The organism is Brevundimonas sp. 357, from assembly GCF_003938605.1.
Taxonomy (GTDB): domain Bacteria; phylum Pseudomonadota; class Alphaproteobacteria; order Caulobacterales; family Caulobacteraceae; genus Brevundimonas.
On record NZ_RHWX01000003.1, the window covers coordinates 51,507 to 67,065 of the forward strand.

A 15,559-nucleotide genomic window follows, 5' to 3' on the forward strand; every position below is an offset into this window, starting at 1 on the left:
AGCCGGGAACCCTCATCCGGCCCTTCGGGCCACCTTCTCCCATCGGGAGAAGGAAGCTGTTCCTACATCCGCTCGGGCGTCTCTATGCCCAGCAGGCGCAGCGCCGTCTCCAGCTGGTGCAGGGTCGCGGCGGCCAGGGCCAGGCGCGAGCCCTTGGCCGCTGCGTCCGGCGCGACCAGGATCGGGCAGGCGGCGTAGAATTTCGAGAAGCTCTGCGCCAGGCGATAGGCGTGCTCGGCGATCAGATTGGGCGAACGCTTGTCATAGGCGTCGGCCGTGGCCGCGTCGAAGGCGTCCAGCGTCAGGGCCAGATCGCGTTCGGCGGCTTCCTCGATGACGATGGGGGCCAGGGCCACGCCCTGTTCCGCCGCCTTGCGCAGCAAGGATTTCACCCGCACGGCCTGATATAGCAGATAGGGGCCGGTCTTGCCTTCGAAGCTCATGAAGCGGTCGAGGTCGAAGACGTAGCTGGTCGTGCGGTTGTTCGACAGGTCCGAGAACTTCAGCGCGGCGATCGCCACCTTATGGGCGATGTCCTCGAACTCCTCGGCGGGCAGGTCGTCGCCCAGCTTGGCTTCATGCAGACGCTCGCGCGCCTTTTCCGTCGCCTGATCGATCAGGTCGCGCAGTTTCAGGACGCCGCCCGCGCGGGTCTTGAACGGCTTGCCGTCGGCGCCGTTCATGGTGCCGAAGCCGAGGTGCTCCAGCGACTTCTCGGGCGCGTATCCGGCCAGATAGGCGGCGCGGAAGACCTGTTCGAAATGCTCGGCCTGACGCTCGTCGACGACGTAGAGGATCAGGTCGGGCGCAATCGACTTCTTGCGGTCCAGGATCGTCGCCAGGTCGGTCGTGCCGTACATGGCCGAGCCTTCGGAGCTGATGACCAGCAGGGGCGGGGGCGAGGGCGCCTCGATCACCGAGCCGTCGGCCAGCTTCTTCTTGCGCGTCTCGCCGTCGCGGGCGACGTGGACCACCTGGGCGCCGTCGTCCTCGACCAGCAGGCCCTTGGCCTTCAGGTCGGCGATCATCTCGTCCATCAGCGGATCGGCGTCGCTTTCGCCGTTCCACAGGTCGAAGTCGACCGACAGGTCGTCATATTCGCGCTTCAGCGCCTCGCGGCTGACGGCGACGAAGTGCGACCACAGCGCGCGATAGCCGGGGCGGCCGCCCTGCAGTTCGGCGGTCGCCTTGCGGGCGCGGTCGCGGAAGGCGGGGTCTTCCTTGGCCTTGCCCGCCGCCAGCGGATAGAGGCGGTCCAGATCAGCCAGAGTCACCGGCGTCTCGGCCGGGAAGGGGCCGTCGCCCTCGACCATGAAGGCGTCCGCGAGCCCTTCGTCGCCGCAGGCGGTGATCAGCAGGCCCATTTGGAAACCCCAGTCGCCGAAGTGCGCGTCGCCGGTCACGTGGTCGCCGCGCAGGCGGAACAGCCGCTTCAGGCTCTCGCCGATGATGGCGCTGCGCAAATGGCCGACGTGCATCGGCTTGGCCACGTTCGGGCCGCCGTAGTCGATGACCACCTTGCGCGGTTCGACGCGCGAGGCGCCGGCCAGTTCCTTGTCCGCCGCGACCTCGGCTGCGCGCTGGGCCAGGGCCGCATTCGACAGCTTCATGTTGATGAAGCCGGGACCGGCGACCTCGACCGATGACAGACGCGGATCGGCGGCCAGACGCTCGGCCACCTTGGCGGCCAGTTCGCGCGGATTGGCCTTCAACGCCTTGGCCGCGGCCAGGGCGCCGTTCGACTGGAAGTCGGCCAGATCGGGACGGTCGGACGCGGTGACGCGGGCCAGGGCCTTGTCCACGCCTTCGGCGGCGAAGGCGGCTCCGACCGCTTCGCTGAGAGAAGTCTTGAGGTCGGTCATGTCTTAGTTGGTCTGCTGGCCCGAAGTCGGGCGGAATCGGCTGCCGGATCGGTTGAACTCGGCCATCTGCGGCGTGACGTCGAAGCCGATCAGGACTTCGAAATTACCGCCGCTGGTGGTGGATTCGGCGCGCGGGATGACGATGGTCTGGCTGGCTTCGGCCTGGGTGCGATCGGCGCCGCCGAAGGTCACGGGCAGGTCGAAATATTCCTTGGCCAGGACCGCCGAGTTCCGCTCGGTCACGGCGATCCAGTAACGATAGGTGCGGGCGTCGCCCTCGGCCTGCGGACCCTTGCCCAGGCTGAACAGCAGGTTCATGTCCAGGCGGATGGGGTCGTCTTCACGATAGACGCAGTCGGAACTGACGCCCTCGATCTCGCCGGTAAAGCCCACGCCGTTGGCCGAGGGGCGCTCATAGTCCGACAGTTCGACGTAGCGGGCCGCATCGTAGAGAATCTTCACGAAGGGGCAGGGGCCGGCGTTGGCGCGACGGCTCAGCGGTGCGATGCGCGCGGGACGGGCGGGGGCCTTTTCGGCCTGCTGGCCTTGTTGCGGGCGTCCGCTTTGCGCCTCAGCGGCTTGGGGGATCAGCGCGGCCGTGACAGAGAAGGCGGCGAGGGCGGTCAGGACGCGACGCATCAGGAGCTTTCCGGCAGTCGATGGGGGCGCGGACGATCAAACATCCGATCGAACCACGCTGGGTGGTGATAGCGGCTAAAGCGAGGCGCGGCAAACGGCCTGCGCATCCTTGGGTGATGAAGGTGGCGACGACGCCTGCGAAGGACTAGGTTCCGGCTCATGAACGCGCCCGTGCCGACTTCCGATTTTCAACGCCGCCCCCTGTCCATTCGCATGGCGACGCCGCGCGGCTTCTGCGCCGGGGTGGACCGGGCCATCCAGATCGTCGAACGCGCGATCGAGAAATACGGCGCGCCCGTCTATGTGCGCCACGAGATCGTCCACAACCGCCACGTCGTCGACCGATTGAAGGGGCTGGGGGCTGTCTTCGTCAAGGATCTGGACGAGTGCCCGGACGACCGACCGGTCGTCTTTTCGGCCCACGGCGTGCCCAAGTCGGTGCCCGCCACCGCACGAGCCCGCGAGATGCTCTATCTGGACGCCACCTGCCCGCTGGTTTCCAAGGTTCACGTCGAAGCCGAGCGCAATTTCGCAGCGGGTCGCCACGTCATCCTGATCGGCCACGCGGGCCATCCCGAGGTCGTCGGCACCATGGGCCAGTTGCCCGCCGGCGCCATCAGTCTGGTCGAGACGGTCGAGGACGCCGAAAGCTTCCAGCGTCCTGGCGACCAGCCGCTGGCCTACGCCACCCAGACCACTCTGTCGGTGGACGACACGGCCGAGATCCTGGCGGCGCTGAAGCGGCGCTTCCCCGAACTGCCCGACCCGCACAAGGAAGATATCTGCTACGCCACCACCAATCGGCAGGAAGCGGTGAAGCGCCTGGGCGAGGGATGCGATCTGGTGCTGGTGGTGGGGTCCAAGAACTCGTCCAACTCGGCGCGGCTGGTTGATGTGGCTCTGCGCGCCGGCGCCAGGGACGCGCGTCTGGTGGATGACGCCGGCGATCTGGACTGGGCCTGGTTCGAAGGAGTCGCGGACGTGGGACTGACGGCGGGAGCCTCGGCGCCCGAACCGCTGGTGCAAGGCGTTATCGCCGCGCTTGAACAGCGATTCGACGTGACCGTGACGGAAGACGACGGCGCCCGCGAGACCGTGACCTTCAAGCTGCCTCGCGTCTTGACGACCTGATCCGGGCACAGAAAAAGGGCGCGTCCGTCGAAACGAACGCGCCCTTGAACATGCGGAATGTTCGGTAGCCTTACAGGCCTGGCAGCTTGAAGCGGGTGTCGCGGCGCGGCGCGATGGTGATGCCTTCGCGGCCGCCTGTCAGAGCCTGCAGACGCTCATATTCGGTCGAGGCGTCGATGGTCCGGGCGCCTTCGCCGGTCTGGGCCACGGTCGCAACCTGGCTGGCGGCGTCGTCCTTGCGCCAGAACATGATTCGATTGGCCCAGCTTTCTTCCTTGTGGGCGATGTTGCCGAACTCGTCATCGACAACATAGCGGGCTAGGGGGTCGGCGCGATCGGCGCCGGCCTGGGCGGTCAACGCCTGCTCGCCGGCGGTGCGGGTCACGGCTTGGCGCTGGCCCAGCAGAATCTGGCGCGCGGCGCTTTCCGGGGCCAGCTCCTGCGGGCGCGGGGCGCCGGGCGAAGGCGGGGTCAGGCCGTATTCCGGCGGCACCACCAGCGGGGCGCTGGCCACGGTGACGAATTCGTCCGGCACGACCTTGGACAGGCCGACGCTCTGCTTCATCGATCCGCAGGCGCTCAGGCTGAGGGCCGCGCCGGCGGCCAGGGTCACGATCAGGACAGGACGGTTACGCATGGGTCGTTCGGCTCCGGGAGGCGCGCCGCACGGGCGCAGGCTCGGGTCGATAAGTTAAGAGGGTGTGATTACGACTTTTCGTGGGCCGCGCCAACTGTCGAACGGCGCTCGGACAGGAAGCTGTCCAGGATCAGCAGGACGACGCCGACGGTGATGCCGCTGTCGGCGATGTTGAAGATCCAGGGGAACAGGCCCGTGCCGGAAAAGTCGAGGAAGTCGACCACGCCGCCGAAGCGAATGCGGTCGATGACGTTGCCGATGGCGCCGCCCATGACCAGGCCGATGGCCGCGACCAGCAGACGGCGGTCCGCCCGCGTCGCCCACCAGGCCAGCAGGCCCGCCACCACGACGGAGAAGACGCTCAGGATCCAACGCCCTGCGCCGCCGCCGAACAGGCCGAAGCTGACCCCGGTGTTCAGCACATAGGTCAGGTTGAACACCGGCGGCGCCACCTCGGCGATGCGGAAGCCGTCGGGAATGTGGGTGATGTGTTCAGCGCCGATGGCGCTCAGCACCCAGGCCTTGGTCAGCTGGTCCAGCACGATGACGGCGAGGGCGATCAAATAGGCGCCCAGGGCGAGACGGGAAATCTTCATGCCGAGCGGGTTAGCAGGAAGACGTTCGGCGGCGAAGAGGGAAATCGAAGAGGCGCGGATCGTCCGCACGGCCTTTCCCCCCGGTTTTCCCTCGCTATAAGCAGGGCATGACCCTGCCTCATCCGCTGCCCCGCCTGTCCGCCGTCGCCGACGACTACGACATCCTGCTCTGCGACGTCTGGGGTGTGATCCACAACGGCCGCGAAAGCTGGCCCGCGGCCTGCGAGGCCCTGACCAAGTTCAATGAGAAGGGCGGCCATGTCGTCCTGATCTCCAACTCGCCGCGCCCCTCGCCGGACGTGGTGGCGCAGCTGGACGCCCTGGGCGTGCCGCGCAGCGCCTGGAAGGCCTTCGTCACCTCGGGCGACGCCACCCGCATGGAACTGGCGCGCCGCGCGCCCGGACCGGCCTGGATCATCGGGCCGGACCGCGACTTCGTCCTCTATGAAGGTCTGGACCTGACCAGCGCTCACGACGCGGGCGACGCCGCATTCATCTCCGTCACCGGCCCCTATGACGACACGACCGAGACGCCCGAGGACTATCGCGAGCGCCTGACGCCCGCCGTCGAGCGTGGGCTGGAGCTGATCTGCGCCAACCCCGACCGCATCGTCCAGCGCGGCGATTCCATCATCTACTGCGGCGGCGCCATCGCCGATCTGTATGAGTCCATGGGCGGCCGCGTGGTCATGGCGGGCAAGCCGTTCGCGCCCATCTACGCCCTGGCGCTGAAGGAGGCCGAGGGGCTGATGGGGCGGCCGGTCGATCGTTCGCGCGTCCTGTGCATCGGCGACGGCGTGGTCACGGACGTTCTGGGCGCCGCCGAGCAGGCGCTGGACTGCCTGTTCATCGCCCAGGGTATTCACGGCGACGCCGCCAAGGGGCCGGACGGAACGCTCGATCCCGCCCGCGCGGCCGAATTGCTCCGTGCCGAGACGACCTTCGCCCGCTACGCCGCTCTGGAACTCACGTGGTGAGTCTCGCCATTTCGTCGCACCTGCCTTAAAGGGCCGCTCATGGTTGATCTGGTCCAAGCGCACCCGTCGGGCGGTTACATCCTCGACGAACTCCATGTCGGCATGGCCGCAGAGAAGACGGTTCACGTCACCGAAGAGCGGATTCGTCTGTTCGCCGAGGCGTCCGACGACTTCAATCCGGTGCACCTGGATGAGGCCTTCGCCGCCAAGACGGCCTATCGCGGCCGCATCGCCCACGGCCTGCTGTCGGCGGCTTTCGGCTCGGCGGTGGTGGGGACCATCCTGCCGGGCGCGGGCTCGATCTACATCTCCCAGACGCTGGCCTTCCATTTCCCGGTGCGGATCGGCGACACGGTGCGGATCGTCATCACCGTCATCGCCCTGGACCACGACAGCGCGCGCGGCGAGCTGCGCTGCGAGGGCTTCGTCGAGGACAAGCTGATCATGGACGGCGTGGCCGTCGTGCGCGTGCCGCGCCGCCGCAAGCCTTCGGCGCGCTGAGAGCCGTCCGCATGGTCGAGGTCATTCGCGACTGGCGCGGTCTGACCGCCGCGCAGCAGGGGGCGGCCGTGGCCGTCGGCGCCTTCGACGGCGTGCATCGCGGCCATCAGGCGGTCATCGCCTCGGCGCGCGAGGCGGCGGATCACCTGGGCGTCCCCCTGGCCGTGGTCAGCTTCGATCCTCATCCGCGCCGCCTGTTCCAGCCCGAGGCCGCGCCCTTCCGCCTGATGACGCCGGACCAGATGGCGCGCGCCCTGGCGCCGCTGGGCGTCGACCGCCTGTATCTGTTGCCGTTCGATCGCGAGATGGCGGGCATGTCGGACGAGGAATTCGCCCGCCGCGTCCTGTCCGAGGGCCTGGGGATCAGACACGCCGCCGTCGGCTTCGACTTCACCTTCGGCAAGGGCCGCTCCGGCTCGCCGGCTCTGCTGCAAGCCTATGGCGAGACGCTGGGCTTCAGCGTCTCCGTCACCGACCGCATCGACGACGCCTCGGGCCTGAAGCTGTCGTCCAGCGCCGTGCGCGAGGCGTTGAAAGCCGGCGACATGGACCGCGCCGCCGCCATCCTGGGCCGCCCCTTCGCCATCCAGGGCGAGGTGATCCACGGCGACAAGCGCGGCCGCACCATCGGCGTGCCGACCGCCAACATCGCCATGGGCGACTATATGCGCCCGGCCTATGGGGTCTATGCGACCCGCACCCGCCTGCCCGATGGGCGGGTGGTCAAGGGCGTCGCCAACCTGGGCGTCCGTCCGATGTTCGAGGTCGAAGAGCCCCTGCTCGAAGTCTGGCTGCTGGACTTCGACGAGAGCCTCTACGGTCAGGTGCTGGAGACCGAGCTGATCGCCTTCCTGCGCGGCGAGATGAAGTTCGACGGCCTCGATGCGCTCAAGGTCCAGATCGACGCCGACGCCGCCGCCGCCCGCGCGCTTCTGGGCTGAGGCCTGGGCGCCCCTGCGGCGTGACTCATTTGTAAGTCGGAACGGCGTTCGGCCTGAGTTAGTCTCTGCGTTTAAAAGCGGAAGAGGCTCGCCATGGGGCAGGGGTTTTCGCGTGTAGTTCTGGCGGTGGTTCTGGCCGTCGCGGCCGGATCGGCGGCGGCCCAGGCGCCGCAGGTCGTCACCTATAAGACGGCGGGCGAGCAGGCCCTGTCCGCCCATCTGTTCGCGCCGAGCGATGTCGCTGCGAGGCCGCGACCGGCGATCCTGATGTTCCACGGCGGCGGCTGGGTGGCGGGCGAACCCGCCTGGACCTATCCGGCGGCGCGGCGGATGCAGGCGCAGGGCCTGGTCGCCATCCCCATCGAGTATCGCCTGTCAGGCGAGACGGCGACGCCCGCCGACGCCTTGTCCGACGCCTGCGACGCCTTCGCCTGGCTGCGCGCCCATGCGGCGGAGCTGGGCGTCGATCCGCAGCGAGTGGCGGGCTACGGCGTCAGCGCGGGCGGGCATCTGGTCGCCGCCGCCGGACTGGGCGGCTGTGCGGAAGGGATCAAGGGGCCGGACCTGCTGCTGCTCTGGTCGCCGGCGCTGGATCTGGCCCAGGACGGCTGGGTGCGGCGGCTGCTGGGCGGAGCTGACCCGGCGACGATCTCGCCGTTGAGCTTGGCGGCGCGAGGCGGTCCGCCCGCCGTCATCGTGCAAGGCGCGGCCGACACTCTGACCCCCGCGCGCGGCGCTCAGGCCTTCTGCGCTGCGCTAGTCCAGGCGAATGGCGCTTGCGACCTGCATCTCTATCCGAGCCTGGGGCATCTGCTGACCCGCAACCTCGACAATCAGGAAAGCGACTTCGACCCCGATCCCGTCGCCCGCGCCGACGGCGAAGCGCGGCTGGACGCCTTCCTGGTCGCGCACGGGTATGGATCAAAGCCATAGCGGGCCGCTTGCGCGCCGCGCCCTGCGCGGCCAGGTGCAGAACGGCGTTCAGGGGAGGGGCGAATGCAGAGTGATAACCCAATGGCCTGGCGAGCGATCGCGGGCGTCTGCGCCCTGTGGGCCGTCGCGTCGGCGTTCAGCGGGGCGGGCGTGTCGGCGCCGCTGCTGATCGGAGCCTTGGCGCTGATTTGCGGCGTCAACGCCGACGCCCGGCGCTGGACGACAGGCAAGCTGTCGTGGGCCTTGTCCGGCTCGGCGTTGCGGCTCGTTCTGGTGATGATCGGCGTGATGATGCTGTGGCAGACCGTCGGCCTGGAACTGGCTCTGTTCGCCGCCGGTGACGTGCTGGCCTATCTCGAAGTCCTGACGGCGGTCAGCCTGATGACCGCACAGGCGCGGTTGGCGCCGGTCAGGGCGGCGATGACGCGGCGCGTGACGGCGCTCATGCAGCCGCTGCGCCGCTTGAAACTCAGAAGTCGGGCGCGCCGTATCCGGCCGAAGACGCCGCCGTCTTCCAGCGACGCCGACGGAACGGAGGGCGTCTGGGCCTTCGCTTGAGGCTTTAGCTCTCCGCCTTCTCGGCGATGGCCATCAGGTCGTCGTGCAGCGACTTGCCCTTGTCGTCGATGATGTCGGCGATGCGCCACATCGGGCCTTCCTTCACCAGCTTCAGCGTCTGGCGACGCTCGCGGCCGTGGTTGGTGAAGACGACCTCGGCGGTCGCGGCTTGGGGGCCGTCGGGCGTCATCGTCACCGCCTTCAGGGCGAAGCCGTCGATGTCCTGGCAGGCGCAGATGGGGTCGTAGTTCAGATAGGGGACTTCGTCGCGGGACTGAGCCTCGCGGAAGTCGACGCCGATCAGGGCGTTCAGGGTGCGTGAATAGAGGGGGTCGCGGCCGGGGGTGATCGCCGCCTCGGCCGGGTCGGGCGCATCACGAGGCTCCGCCGCGCGGGCGTAGAGGGCGCGCACGAAGGCTTCGGCGTCTTTTTCGCCTGCCGCATAGACGGCGGCGCGGCCGGTCAGGGCCGACGCGGCGGCCTCAGCCGGAGCGGGCGCCTCCTTTTCCGCCGAGCAGGCGGCCGCCGTCAGGGCCAGCACCGCCGCCGTCGCCAAGGCCTGAATACGCATCCGATCCGTCTCCCGTCTGTTCGCCTGGACTATGGCGCAGGGGGCGTGCGGTCTGCTAGAGCTTTCCCATCATGACCGTTCGCGTGATCCGTCCGATTTCGATTAGCCGCCCGGCGTAGCGCCGCAGGGCTGACAGCCCCGCGCACGTCGGGATTTCTCGAAACATTCCGCCGAGACGACGCCGCCTTGAGCCATCAGGGCATGGGCCGTCCGGCGCCTTCACGCTAGACTGACGCCCGACGCCGTTTCCAAACGGCCGCGCGCGCAAAGACGAAAAGACATTCCATGGCCGACGCCGACACCCAGACCCCTTCCGGCCGCGACTATCGCGACACCGTCTTCCTGCCCGAGACGCCGTTCCCGATGCGCGGCGGCCTGCCCAAGAAGGAGCCGGAAATCCTGGCCCAGTGGGGCGACCTGTACGGAACCTTGCGCGCCCTGCGTCAGTCGCAGAAGGCGCCGCTGTATGTGCTGCACGACGGCCCGCCCTACGCCAACGGCGACATCCACATCGGCCATGCCCTGAACAAGACGCTGAAGGACTTCGTGGTCCGCTCGCGCTTCCTGCTGGGCTATGACGTCGACTACGTTCCCGGCTGGGACTGCCACGGCCTGCCGATCGAGTGGAAGATCGAGGAGCAGTTCCGCGCCAAGGGCCGCCGCAAGGACGAGGTGTCGAAGGAAGAGTTCCGCACCGCCTGTCGCGAATACGCCGGCAAATACATCGACCTGCAGCGCGACCAGTTCCTGCGTCTGGGCATCACCGGCGACTTCGCCAACCGCTACGCCACCATGGACTTCACGTCCGAAGCGGCCATCGTCGCGGAGTTCCACAAGTTCAAGAACTCGGGCCAGCTGTATCGCGGCTCCAAGCCGGTGATGTGGTCGCCGGTCGAGCGCACGGCCCTGGCCGACGCCGAGGTCGAGTATCACGACCACGTCTCGCCCACGATCTGGGTCAAGTTCCCGGTGGTCGGCGCGACCGACAGCCACCCGGACGACCTGCTGACCTTCCGCGCGGCGACGCCCTCGATCGTGATCTGGACGACCACGCCGTGGACCATCCCGGCCAACCGCGCCATCAGCTACGGCCCCGAGATCAACTACGGCCTGTATGAGGTCACGGCCCTTGAGGAAGGGCTGGACTATGAGCCCTGGGCCAAGCCGGGCGACCGCTTCATCCTCGCCGACAAGCTGGCCGAAGAGGTGTTCAAGGCCGCCAAGATCGCCGCCTGGACGCGCGTCTACGACATCGACCCGTCGGGCCTGGAGTGCGCCCACCCGCTGGCCGCCCTGGACAGCGGCTATGGCTTCTCCGTGCCGCTGCTGGCGGGCGATCACGTCACCGACGACGCTGGCACCGGCTTCGTCCACACGGCGCCGGGCCACGGCGCGGACGACTACAATGTCTGGCTGGCCCACGGCCATCGCGAGGTGCCGGACACGGTCGATCCCGACGGCGCCTACTACGACCACGTGCCCCTGTTCGCGGGCCTCAAGGTGCTGGAGACCGAGGGCAAGAAGACCGGCAAGTTCGGCCCCGCCAACGGCGCGGTGATGGAAAAGCTGATCGAGGCGGGCAACCTGCTGGCGCGCGGCCGGATGGAGCACTCCTATCCGCACAGCTGGCGCTCCAAGGCGCCGATCATCTTCCGCAACACGCCCCAGTGGTTCATCCGCATGGATGAGGAACTGGAAGACGGCGCGACCCTGCGCGACAGCGCTCTGAACGCCATCGACGCCACCGCCTTCCACCCGGCGGCGGGCAAGAACCGCATCCGTTCGATGGTCGAGGGCCGCCCCGACTGGCTGATCAGCCGTCAGCGCGCCTGGGGCACGCCCCTGGCCATGTTTGTGGACAAGCAGACGGGCCAGCCCCTGCACGACCCCGAGGTCGACGCCCGCATCGTCAAGGCCGTGGCCGAGGGCGGCGCCGATGTCTGGTTCTCGGCGCCCGACGCCGACTTCCTGGGCGCGCACGACCCGGAGCGGTTCGAGAAGGTCACCGACATCCTCGACGTCTGGTTCGACTCCGGCTCGACCCACGCCTTTACGCTGGACCCGCGCACGGCCGAGAGCGGCTATACGGGCGACCGCCCGTCGCACTGGCCCGCCGATCTCTACCTGGAAGGCTCGGACCAGCATCGCGGCTGGTTCCAGTCGTCGCTGCTGGAGGGCTGCGGCACACGCGGCCGGGCGCCGTTCAACGCCGTCCTGACCCACGGCTTCACCCTGGACGAGAACGGGGAGAAGATGTCGAAGTCGCGGGGCAACACCACCGACCCCCTGACCATCATCAAGGAGTCGGGCGCCGACATCCTGCGTCTGTGGGTGGCCCTGGTCGACTATTCGGACGACCAGCGCATCGGCAAGCAGATCCTGCAAACCACGGTCGACGCCTATCGCAAGCTGAGGAACACCGTCCGCTATCTGCTGGGCGCGCTGAACGGCTTCGACGAGGTCGAGCGCCTGACGGACTATGATCAGTTCCCGCCGCTGGAGAAGTTCATCCTGCACCGCCTGTGGGAGCTGGATGGCCAGGTGCGTCAGGCCTACGAGGAATACCGCTTCCAGGACGTGGTGCGGCCGGTGCTGGAGTTCTGCTCGGGCGACCTGTCGGCGCTGTATTTCGACGTGCGCAAGGACAGCCTCTATTGCGACCGTCCCGACAGCATCAAGCGCCGCGCCGTCCGCACGGTGATGGACGAGGTGTTCAGCCGCCTGACCGCCTGGCTGGCCCCGCTGACGCCCTTCACGATGGATGAGGCGTGGACGACGCGCTTCCCCGAAGCCGGCACCAACTGCGCGCGGGTGATCCCGGAGACGCCGGGCCAGTGGCGCAACACGGCCGAGGCCCAGCGCTGGACCAATGTCGAGACGGTGCTGGAAGTGGTCAACGAGGCGCTGGAAGCCGCGCGTCGCGACAAGGTCATCGGCGGGGCGCTGGACGCCTGGCCGGTAGTGACGGCCCCGGCTGAACTGCTGGCCCCGTTCGAGGGACTGGACGCCGCCGAGGTGTTCCGCACCTCGGGGGCTGAACTGATTGCGGGCGGCGAGGCCGTGACTGTCGAAGTGAACACGGCGGACTATCCCAAATGCGCCCGCTCCTGGCGCCGTGTGCCGGACGTCGGCTCCGACGCCGACTATCCCGACCTGTCGGCCCGCGACGCTGACGCAGTGCGCTGGCTGGACGCGCAGAAAGCCTAAAGGATCAGGCCCCTCCGCTCCGGCGCAGGGGCCTTTTTCTTCCTTCTCCCACAAGGAGAGAAGAGATCAGACGGCGTCGTGGAAGATCAGGCCCAGCGTCATCCGCTTGCCCGCGCGCACCGTGCTGACGCCGTGGCGCATCTGGACGCGGTAGTCGCCGCGCGTGCCGGCGACGGGACGTTCGCGCACGGCGAAAATGACCGCCTGCCCCTGTTTCAGCGGCACGACATGGGCCTGCGACTGCGAACGGGGCTTCTGCTCGACCAGGACGAATTCGCCGCCCTCGAACTCGGCTGGATCGCTCAACAGGATGGCGGCCTGCAGCGGGAAGACCAGATCGCCGTACAGATCCTGATGCAATCGGTTGTAGTCGCCGGGGCCGTAGCGCAGCATCAGCGACGTCGGCCGCGTCTGCCCCGCTGCGCGGCAGCGGGCGGTCAGTTCATCCAGTTGGGCCGGAAAGCCCGGTCGCCCCATCCGCCTCGCCCAGTCGTCGGCGATCGGCGCCAGACCTTCGTAGAGATGCGCCCGCAGCCGGGGCAGGGGATCGGGCAGGGGATCGACGAAATACTGATACTCGCCCTGACCGAAGCCGTGGCGCTGCATGACGATGCGGCTGCGGAACCGCTCGGGCTGGTCATAGAGGGTCTGCAGGGCCTCGCAGGTCGCGGGAGTCAGCAGGGGGCCGGTCAGAGCCCAGCCCTGGGCGTTCAGGTCGGCGGCGATGCGGGGCCAGTCGAGGGCGGCGTCGGTCATGCCGCTATCAGAGCGCGCGGCGGCCCGTTTTGTCTGGCGGCTTTCGGCCGTGGGCTTAGAAGCGCACCCTCTGCTCGGCCGATTTCAGCGTCGAGCGGACGAAGTCGGCGGGCGGGTCGGTTTCGGCCAGGACGGCTTCCTTGATGGCGCGCGGCTCGCCGAAGAGGTGGCCCTGACCCATGGCGATATCCAGTTCGAGGATGTCGACGACCTGTTTCTCGCTCTCGACCTTTTCGGCGATCAGTTCGAGGCCGTGACGGCGGGTCAGGGGGGCGAAGTCTCCGGCGCGGATGTCCGGCTGGCTGGGAAGGGGGGCGGCGCCGTCCAGATCCAGCAGTTGCTCGATCAGCAGGTCGGCGGCCACCTTGATGAAGCGCACGTCCGAGCGTTGCAGATCGGCGAAGTCCAGATCCAGCGTCTGCACCTTGTCGATGGAGAAGCGGAAGCCCAGGTCGGCCAGCTTGGCCATGTTGCGCGCCTCGATGGCGCCGCGCGCGTCGAAGGTCGCCTGGCCCAGTTCGAAGATCAGGGCGTCCTTCAGGTCGCGGTTCTGGCTCAGGAAGTCGAGGAATTGGGGGAAGAAGGTCTCGTCGCCCAGAGACGCCAGCGAGATGTTGCAGAAGACCCCGACCTTGCGGTCCTGTCCGGCCAGACGGCGCACGATCTGGGCGCAGCGAAACAGCAGCAGGTTGTCGATGGCGGGCAGCAGGCCCTCGCCCTCGGCCACCGACAGGTATTCGGCGGGCATCATCACCCGGTTGGACGGGTCGCGCAGGCGGGTGAAGCTCTCATAATAGACCGTCCGCCGCTGGGGCAGGGTCACGACGGGCTGAAGATACAGGTCGATGCGGTTCTCGCTGAGGGCGTCGTGGACGGTCTTCAGCAGGGTGTTCGACTGAACCTGACGGCGGCCCTCGAAGGTGTCGGCGGTCAGGGTGGAGGCGGCCAGCCGCTCCTCGATGGATTCGCTCATCTGCTGGACCAGGCCTTCCAGCATCCGCACCTCGCCGGTCAGGGCGTCGGTGCGCGACAGGGCGCCGGTCTCGATGGCCTGCGCCAGTTCGGTCAGGGCGCCTTGGGTCGACTCCATCGCATCGGCCAGCAGGCGATGGGCCTCGCGCACCTTGGCGATCTCCAGACGCAGGGCGCGACGGTCGGCCATGCCCGTGACGAGGGCGTGGAGGCCGGCCATGATCCCCAGCGCGCCCAGCACCCCGGCCGCGCCCGCGCCGCCGCCCAGACCGGCGCGCCAGATCGCCGCCCCGATGGTCAGGGCGAGGAAAAGGTAGCCGAAGAACAGGAAGCCGCCGGTGATCTTTCGCATGGGGCCGGTCAGAACCGCCTTTCCCTATAGAATCGATCAAGTATCACGTTAACGAAGCCTAACGGCTAGGGTCCGCGCGGACAAACGGGCGGTAAAAGGAGGTTAACGCATGGAATTGTTCGATCTGAGCGGCAAGGTGGCCGTCATCACCGGCTCCTCCAAGGGCATCGGCAAGGCCATCGCCGAGCGTCTGGCCGAACACGGGGCCCGCGTCGTCATCTCCTCGCGCAAGGCCGGGCCGTGCGAAGAGGTCGCCGTCGCCATCAATGAGAAGCACGGCGAGGGCCGCGCCATCGCCATTCCCGCCAACATCGCCTCCAAGGAAGACCTGCAGCGGCTGGTGGACGATACCCGCACGGCTTTCGGTCAGATCGACATTCTGGTCTGCAATGCGGCGAGCAATCCCTACGCCGGGCCGATGGCCGGCATCGCCGACGAGCAGTTCGAAAAGATCCTTCAGAACAACGTCATCTCCAACCACTGGCTGATCCAGATGGTCGCGCCCGAGATGGTGGAGCGGAAGGACGGGGCGATCCTGCTGATCTCCTCCATCGGGGGTCTTCGCGGCAACGCCCTGATCGGCGCCTACAACATCTCCAAGGCGGCGGACATGCAGCTGGCGCGCAATCTGGCGGTGGAATTCGGGCCGTCGAACGTGCGGGTGAATTGCATCGCGCCGGGCCTGGTCCAGACCGATTTCGCCAAATACCTGTGGGAGAACCCGGAGCTGCTGAAGACCGTCACCGACCCCGCGCCGCTGAAAAGGATAGGCCAGCCGGATGAAATCGCGGGCACGGCGGTCTATCTGTGCAGCCCTGCGTCGGCCTATGTGACCGGCCAGACCCTGGTGGTGGACGGCGGACTGACGATTGCCTGGTGAGAACAACAAACCGCGCCCAAGCAGCCCGAAGGGCGATGGCGCCGCT

General features: G+C 68.1%; 15 protein-coding genes. 8 read left to right on the top strand and 7 right to left on the bottom strand.

Annotation, left to right across the window (positions count from 1 at the left end; translation table 11 throughout):
* Positions 1 to 62 precede the first annotated feature (62 nt).
* Both argS and EGK63_RS03600 read right to left on the bottom strand, forming a co-directional pair.
* Positions 63 to 1,862, bottom strand: a complete 1,800-nt coding sequence (argS, locus tag EGK63_RS03595; protein WP_125899967.1) for an arginine--tRNA ligase — start codon at positions 1,860 to 1,862, stop codon at positions 63 to 65.
* Positions 1,863 to 1,865: 3 nt separating this feature from the next.
* Positions 1,866 to 2,501 (bottom strand): Tat pathway signal sequence domain protein, encoded by a 636-nt coding sequence (locus EGK63_RS03600; protein ID WP_125899968.1) that lies wholly within the window; start codon positions 2,499 to 2,501, stop codon positions 1,866 to 1,868.
* A 159-nt stretch (positions 2,502 to 2,660) separates the two neighbouring features.
* On the opposite strand from EGK63_RS03600, the gene ispH reads away from it, so the two are divergent.
* Positions 2,661 to 3,632, top strand: a complete 972-nt coding sequence (gene ispH, locus EGK63_RS03605; RefSeq protein WP_125899969.1) for a 4-hydroxy-3-methylbut-2-enyl diphosphate reductase — start codon at positions 2,661 to 2,663, stop codon at positions 3,630 to 3,632.
* A gap of 70 nt (positions 3,633 to 3,702) precedes the next feature.
* On the opposite strand, the gene EGK63_RS03610 is transcribed toward ispH, so the two are convergent.
* Both EGK63_RS03610 and lspA read right to left on the bottom strand, forming a co-directional pair.
* On the bottom strand, positions 3,703 to 4,269 hold the full coding sequence (locus EGK63_RS03610; RefSeq protein WP_125899970.1) for a DUF3035 domain-containing protein: 567 nt from the start codon (positions 4,267 to 4,269) through the stop codon (positions 3,703 to 3,705).
* Positions 4,270 to 4,337: 68 nt separating this feature from the next.
* A complete protein-coding gene (gene lspA / locus EGK63_RS03615) occupies positions 4,338 to 4,865 on the bottom strand; it encodes a signal peptidase II (protein ID WP_125899971.1) in 528 nt (175 codons plus the stop codon).
* A 107-nt stretch (positions 4,866 to 4,972) separates the two neighbouring features.
* Here lspA and EGK63_RS03620 point away from each other — a divergent pair, with 107 nt between their 5' ends.
* From EGK63_RS03620 to EGK63_RS03640, 5 genes are all read left to right on the top strand, one after another.
* The gene (locus EGK63_RS03620) at positions 4,973 to 5,842 is read left to right on the top strand and encodes a TIGR01459 family HAD-type hydrolase (RefSeq protein ID WP_125899972.1); all 870 of its coding nucleotides are present in this window, start codon (positions 4,973 to 4,975) and stop codon (positions 5,840 to 5,842) included.
* A 39-nt stretch (positions 5,843 to 5,881) separates the two neighbouring features.
* A complete protein-coding gene (locus EGK63_RS03625; protein WP_046652125.1) occupies positions 5,882 to 6,343 on the top strand; it encodes a MaoC family dehydratase in 462 nt (153 codons plus the stop codon).
* Between the two features lie 11 nt (positions 6,344 to 6,354).
* Positions 6,355 to 7,284 (top strand): bifunctional riboflavin kinase/FAD synthetase, encoded by a 930-nt coding sequence (locus EGK63_RS03630; RefSeq protein ID WP_125899973.1) that lies wholly within the window; start codon positions 6,355 to 6,357, stop codon positions 7,282 to 7,284.
* A gap of 93 nt (positions 7,285 to 7,377) precedes the next feature.
* Positions 7,378 to 8,217, top strand: a complete 840-nt coding sequence (locus EGK63_RS03635) for an alpha/beta hydrolase (protein ID WP_125899974.1) — start codon at positions 7,378 to 7,380, stop codon at positions 8,215 to 8,217.
* Positions 8,218 to 8,280: 63 nt separating this feature from the next.
* Positions 8,281 to 8,775 (top strand): hypothetical protein, encoded by a 495-nt coding sequence (locus tag EGK63_RS03640; RefSeq protein WP_125899975.1) that lies wholly within the window; start codon positions 8,281 to 8,283, stop codon positions 8,773 to 8,775.
* 4 nt (positions 8,776 to 8,779) lie between these two features.
* Here EGK63_RS03640 and EGK63_RS03645 read toward each other — a convergent pair whose 3' ends face one another.
* The gene (locus EGK63_RS03645; protein ID WP_125899976.1) at positions 8,780 to 9,346 is read right to left on the bottom strand and encodes a DUF3828 domain-containing protein; all 567 of its coding nucleotides are present in this window, start codon (positions 9,344 to 9,346) and stop codon (positions 8,780 to 8,782) included.
* Positions 9,347 to 9,631: 285 nt separating this feature from the next.
* On the opposite strand from EGK63_RS03645, the gene ileS reads away from it, so the two are divergent.
* Positions 9,632 to 12,553: an isoleucine--tRNA ligase gene (ileS, locus tag EGK63_RS03650; RefSeq protein WP_125899977.1), complete on the top strand. Its 2,922-nt coding sequence runs from the start codon at positions 9,632 to 9,634 to the stop codon at positions 12,551 to 12,553.
* Positions 12,554 to 12,619: 66 nt separating this feature from the next.
* Here the strand turns inward: ileS and EGK63_RS03655 are convergent, their stop codons facing one another.
* Both EGK63_RS03655 and EGK63_RS03660 read right to left on the bottom strand, forming a co-directional pair.
* A complete protein-coding gene (locus EGK63_RS03655) occupies positions 12,620 to 13,309 on the bottom strand; it encodes a 2OG-Fe(II) oxygenase (RefSeq protein WP_125899978.1) in 690 nt (229 codons plus the stop codon).
* A 55-nt stretch (positions 13,310 to 13,364) separates the two neighbouring features.
* On the bottom strand, positions 13,365 to 14,633 hold the full coding sequence (locus EGK63_RS03660) for an EAL domain-containing protein (RefSeq protein WP_125899979.1): 1,269 nt from the start codon (positions 14,631 to 14,633) through the stop codon (positions 13,365 to 13,367).
* A 109-nt stretch (positions 14,634 to 14,742) separates the two neighbouring features.
* Here EGK63_RS03660 and EGK63_RS03665 point away from each other — a divergent pair, with 109 nt between their 5' ends.
* Positions 14,743 to 15,513 (top strand): SDR family NAD(P)-dependent oxidoreductase, encoded by a 771-nt coding sequence (locus EGK63_RS03665; protein ID WP_125899980.1) that lies wholly within the window; start codon positions 14,743 to 14,745, stop codon positions 15,511 to 15,513.
* The last annotated feature ends 46 nt before the right edge of the window (positions 15,514 to 15,559 follow it).

Bases quoted from the DNA above. Each gene is read 5' to 3' on its own strand.
- ispH (WP_125899969.1), top strand. From the start codon at position 2,661: ATGAACGCGCCCGTGCCGACTTCCGATTTTCAACGCCGCCCCCTGTCC.
- lspA (WP_125899971.1), bottom strand. From the start codon at position 4,865: ATGAAGATTTCCCGTCTCGCCCTGGGCGCCTATTTGATCGCCCTCGCC.
- EGK63_RS03600 (WP_125899968.1), bottom strand. From the start codon at position 2,501: ATGCGTCGCGTCCTGACCGCCCTCGCCGCCTTCTCTGTCACGGCCGCG.
- EGK63_RS03610 (WP_125899970.1), bottom strand. From the start codon at position 4,269: ATGCGTAACCGTCCTGTCCTGATCGTGACCCTGGCCGCCGGCGCGGCC.
- EGK63_RS03635 (WP_125899974.1), top strand. From the start codon at position 7,378: ATGGGGCAGGGGTTTTCGCGTGTAGTTCTGGCGGTGGTTCTGGCCGTC.
- argS (WP_125899967.1), bottom strand. From the start codon at position 1,862: ATGACCGACCTCAAGACTTCTCTCAGCGAAGCGGTCGGAGCCGCCTTC.
- EGK63_RS03620 (WP_125899972.1), top strand. From the start codon at position 4,973: ATGACCCTGCCTCATCCGCTGCCCCGCCTGTCCGCCGTCGCCGACGAC.
- ileS (WP_125899977.1), top strand. From the start codon at position 9,632: ATGGCCGACGCCGACACCCAGACCCCTTCCGGCCGCGACTATCGCGAC.
- EGK63_RS03660 (WP_125899979.1), bottom strand. From the start codon at position 14,633: ATGCGAAAGATCACCGGCGGCTTCCTGTTCTTCGGCTACCTTTTCCTC.
- EGK63_RS03630 (WP_125899973.1), top strand. From the start codon at position 6,355: ATGGTCGAGGTCATTCGCGACTGGCGCGGTCTGACCGCCGCGCAGCAG.
- EGK63_RS03625 (WP_046652125.1), top strand. From the start codon at position 5,882: ATGGTTGATCTGGTCCAAGCGCACCCGTCGGGCGGTTACATCCTCGAC.
- EGK63_RS03640 (WP_125899975.1), top strand. From the start codon at position 8,281: ATGCAGAGTGATAACCCAATGGCCTGGCGAGCGATCGCGGGCGTCTGC.
- EGK63_RS03655 (WP_125899978.1), bottom strand. From the start codon at position 13,309: ATGACCGACGCCGCCCTCGACTGGCCCCGCATCGCCGCCGACCTGAAC.
- EGK63_RS03665 (WP_125899980.1), top strand. From the start codon at position 14,743: ATGGAATTGTTCGATCTGAGCGGCAAGGTGGCCGTCATCACCGGCTCC.
- EGK63_RS03645 (WP_125899976.1), bottom strand. From the start codon at position 9,346: ATGCGTATTCAGGCCTTGGCGACGGCGGCGGTGCTGGCCCTGACGGCG.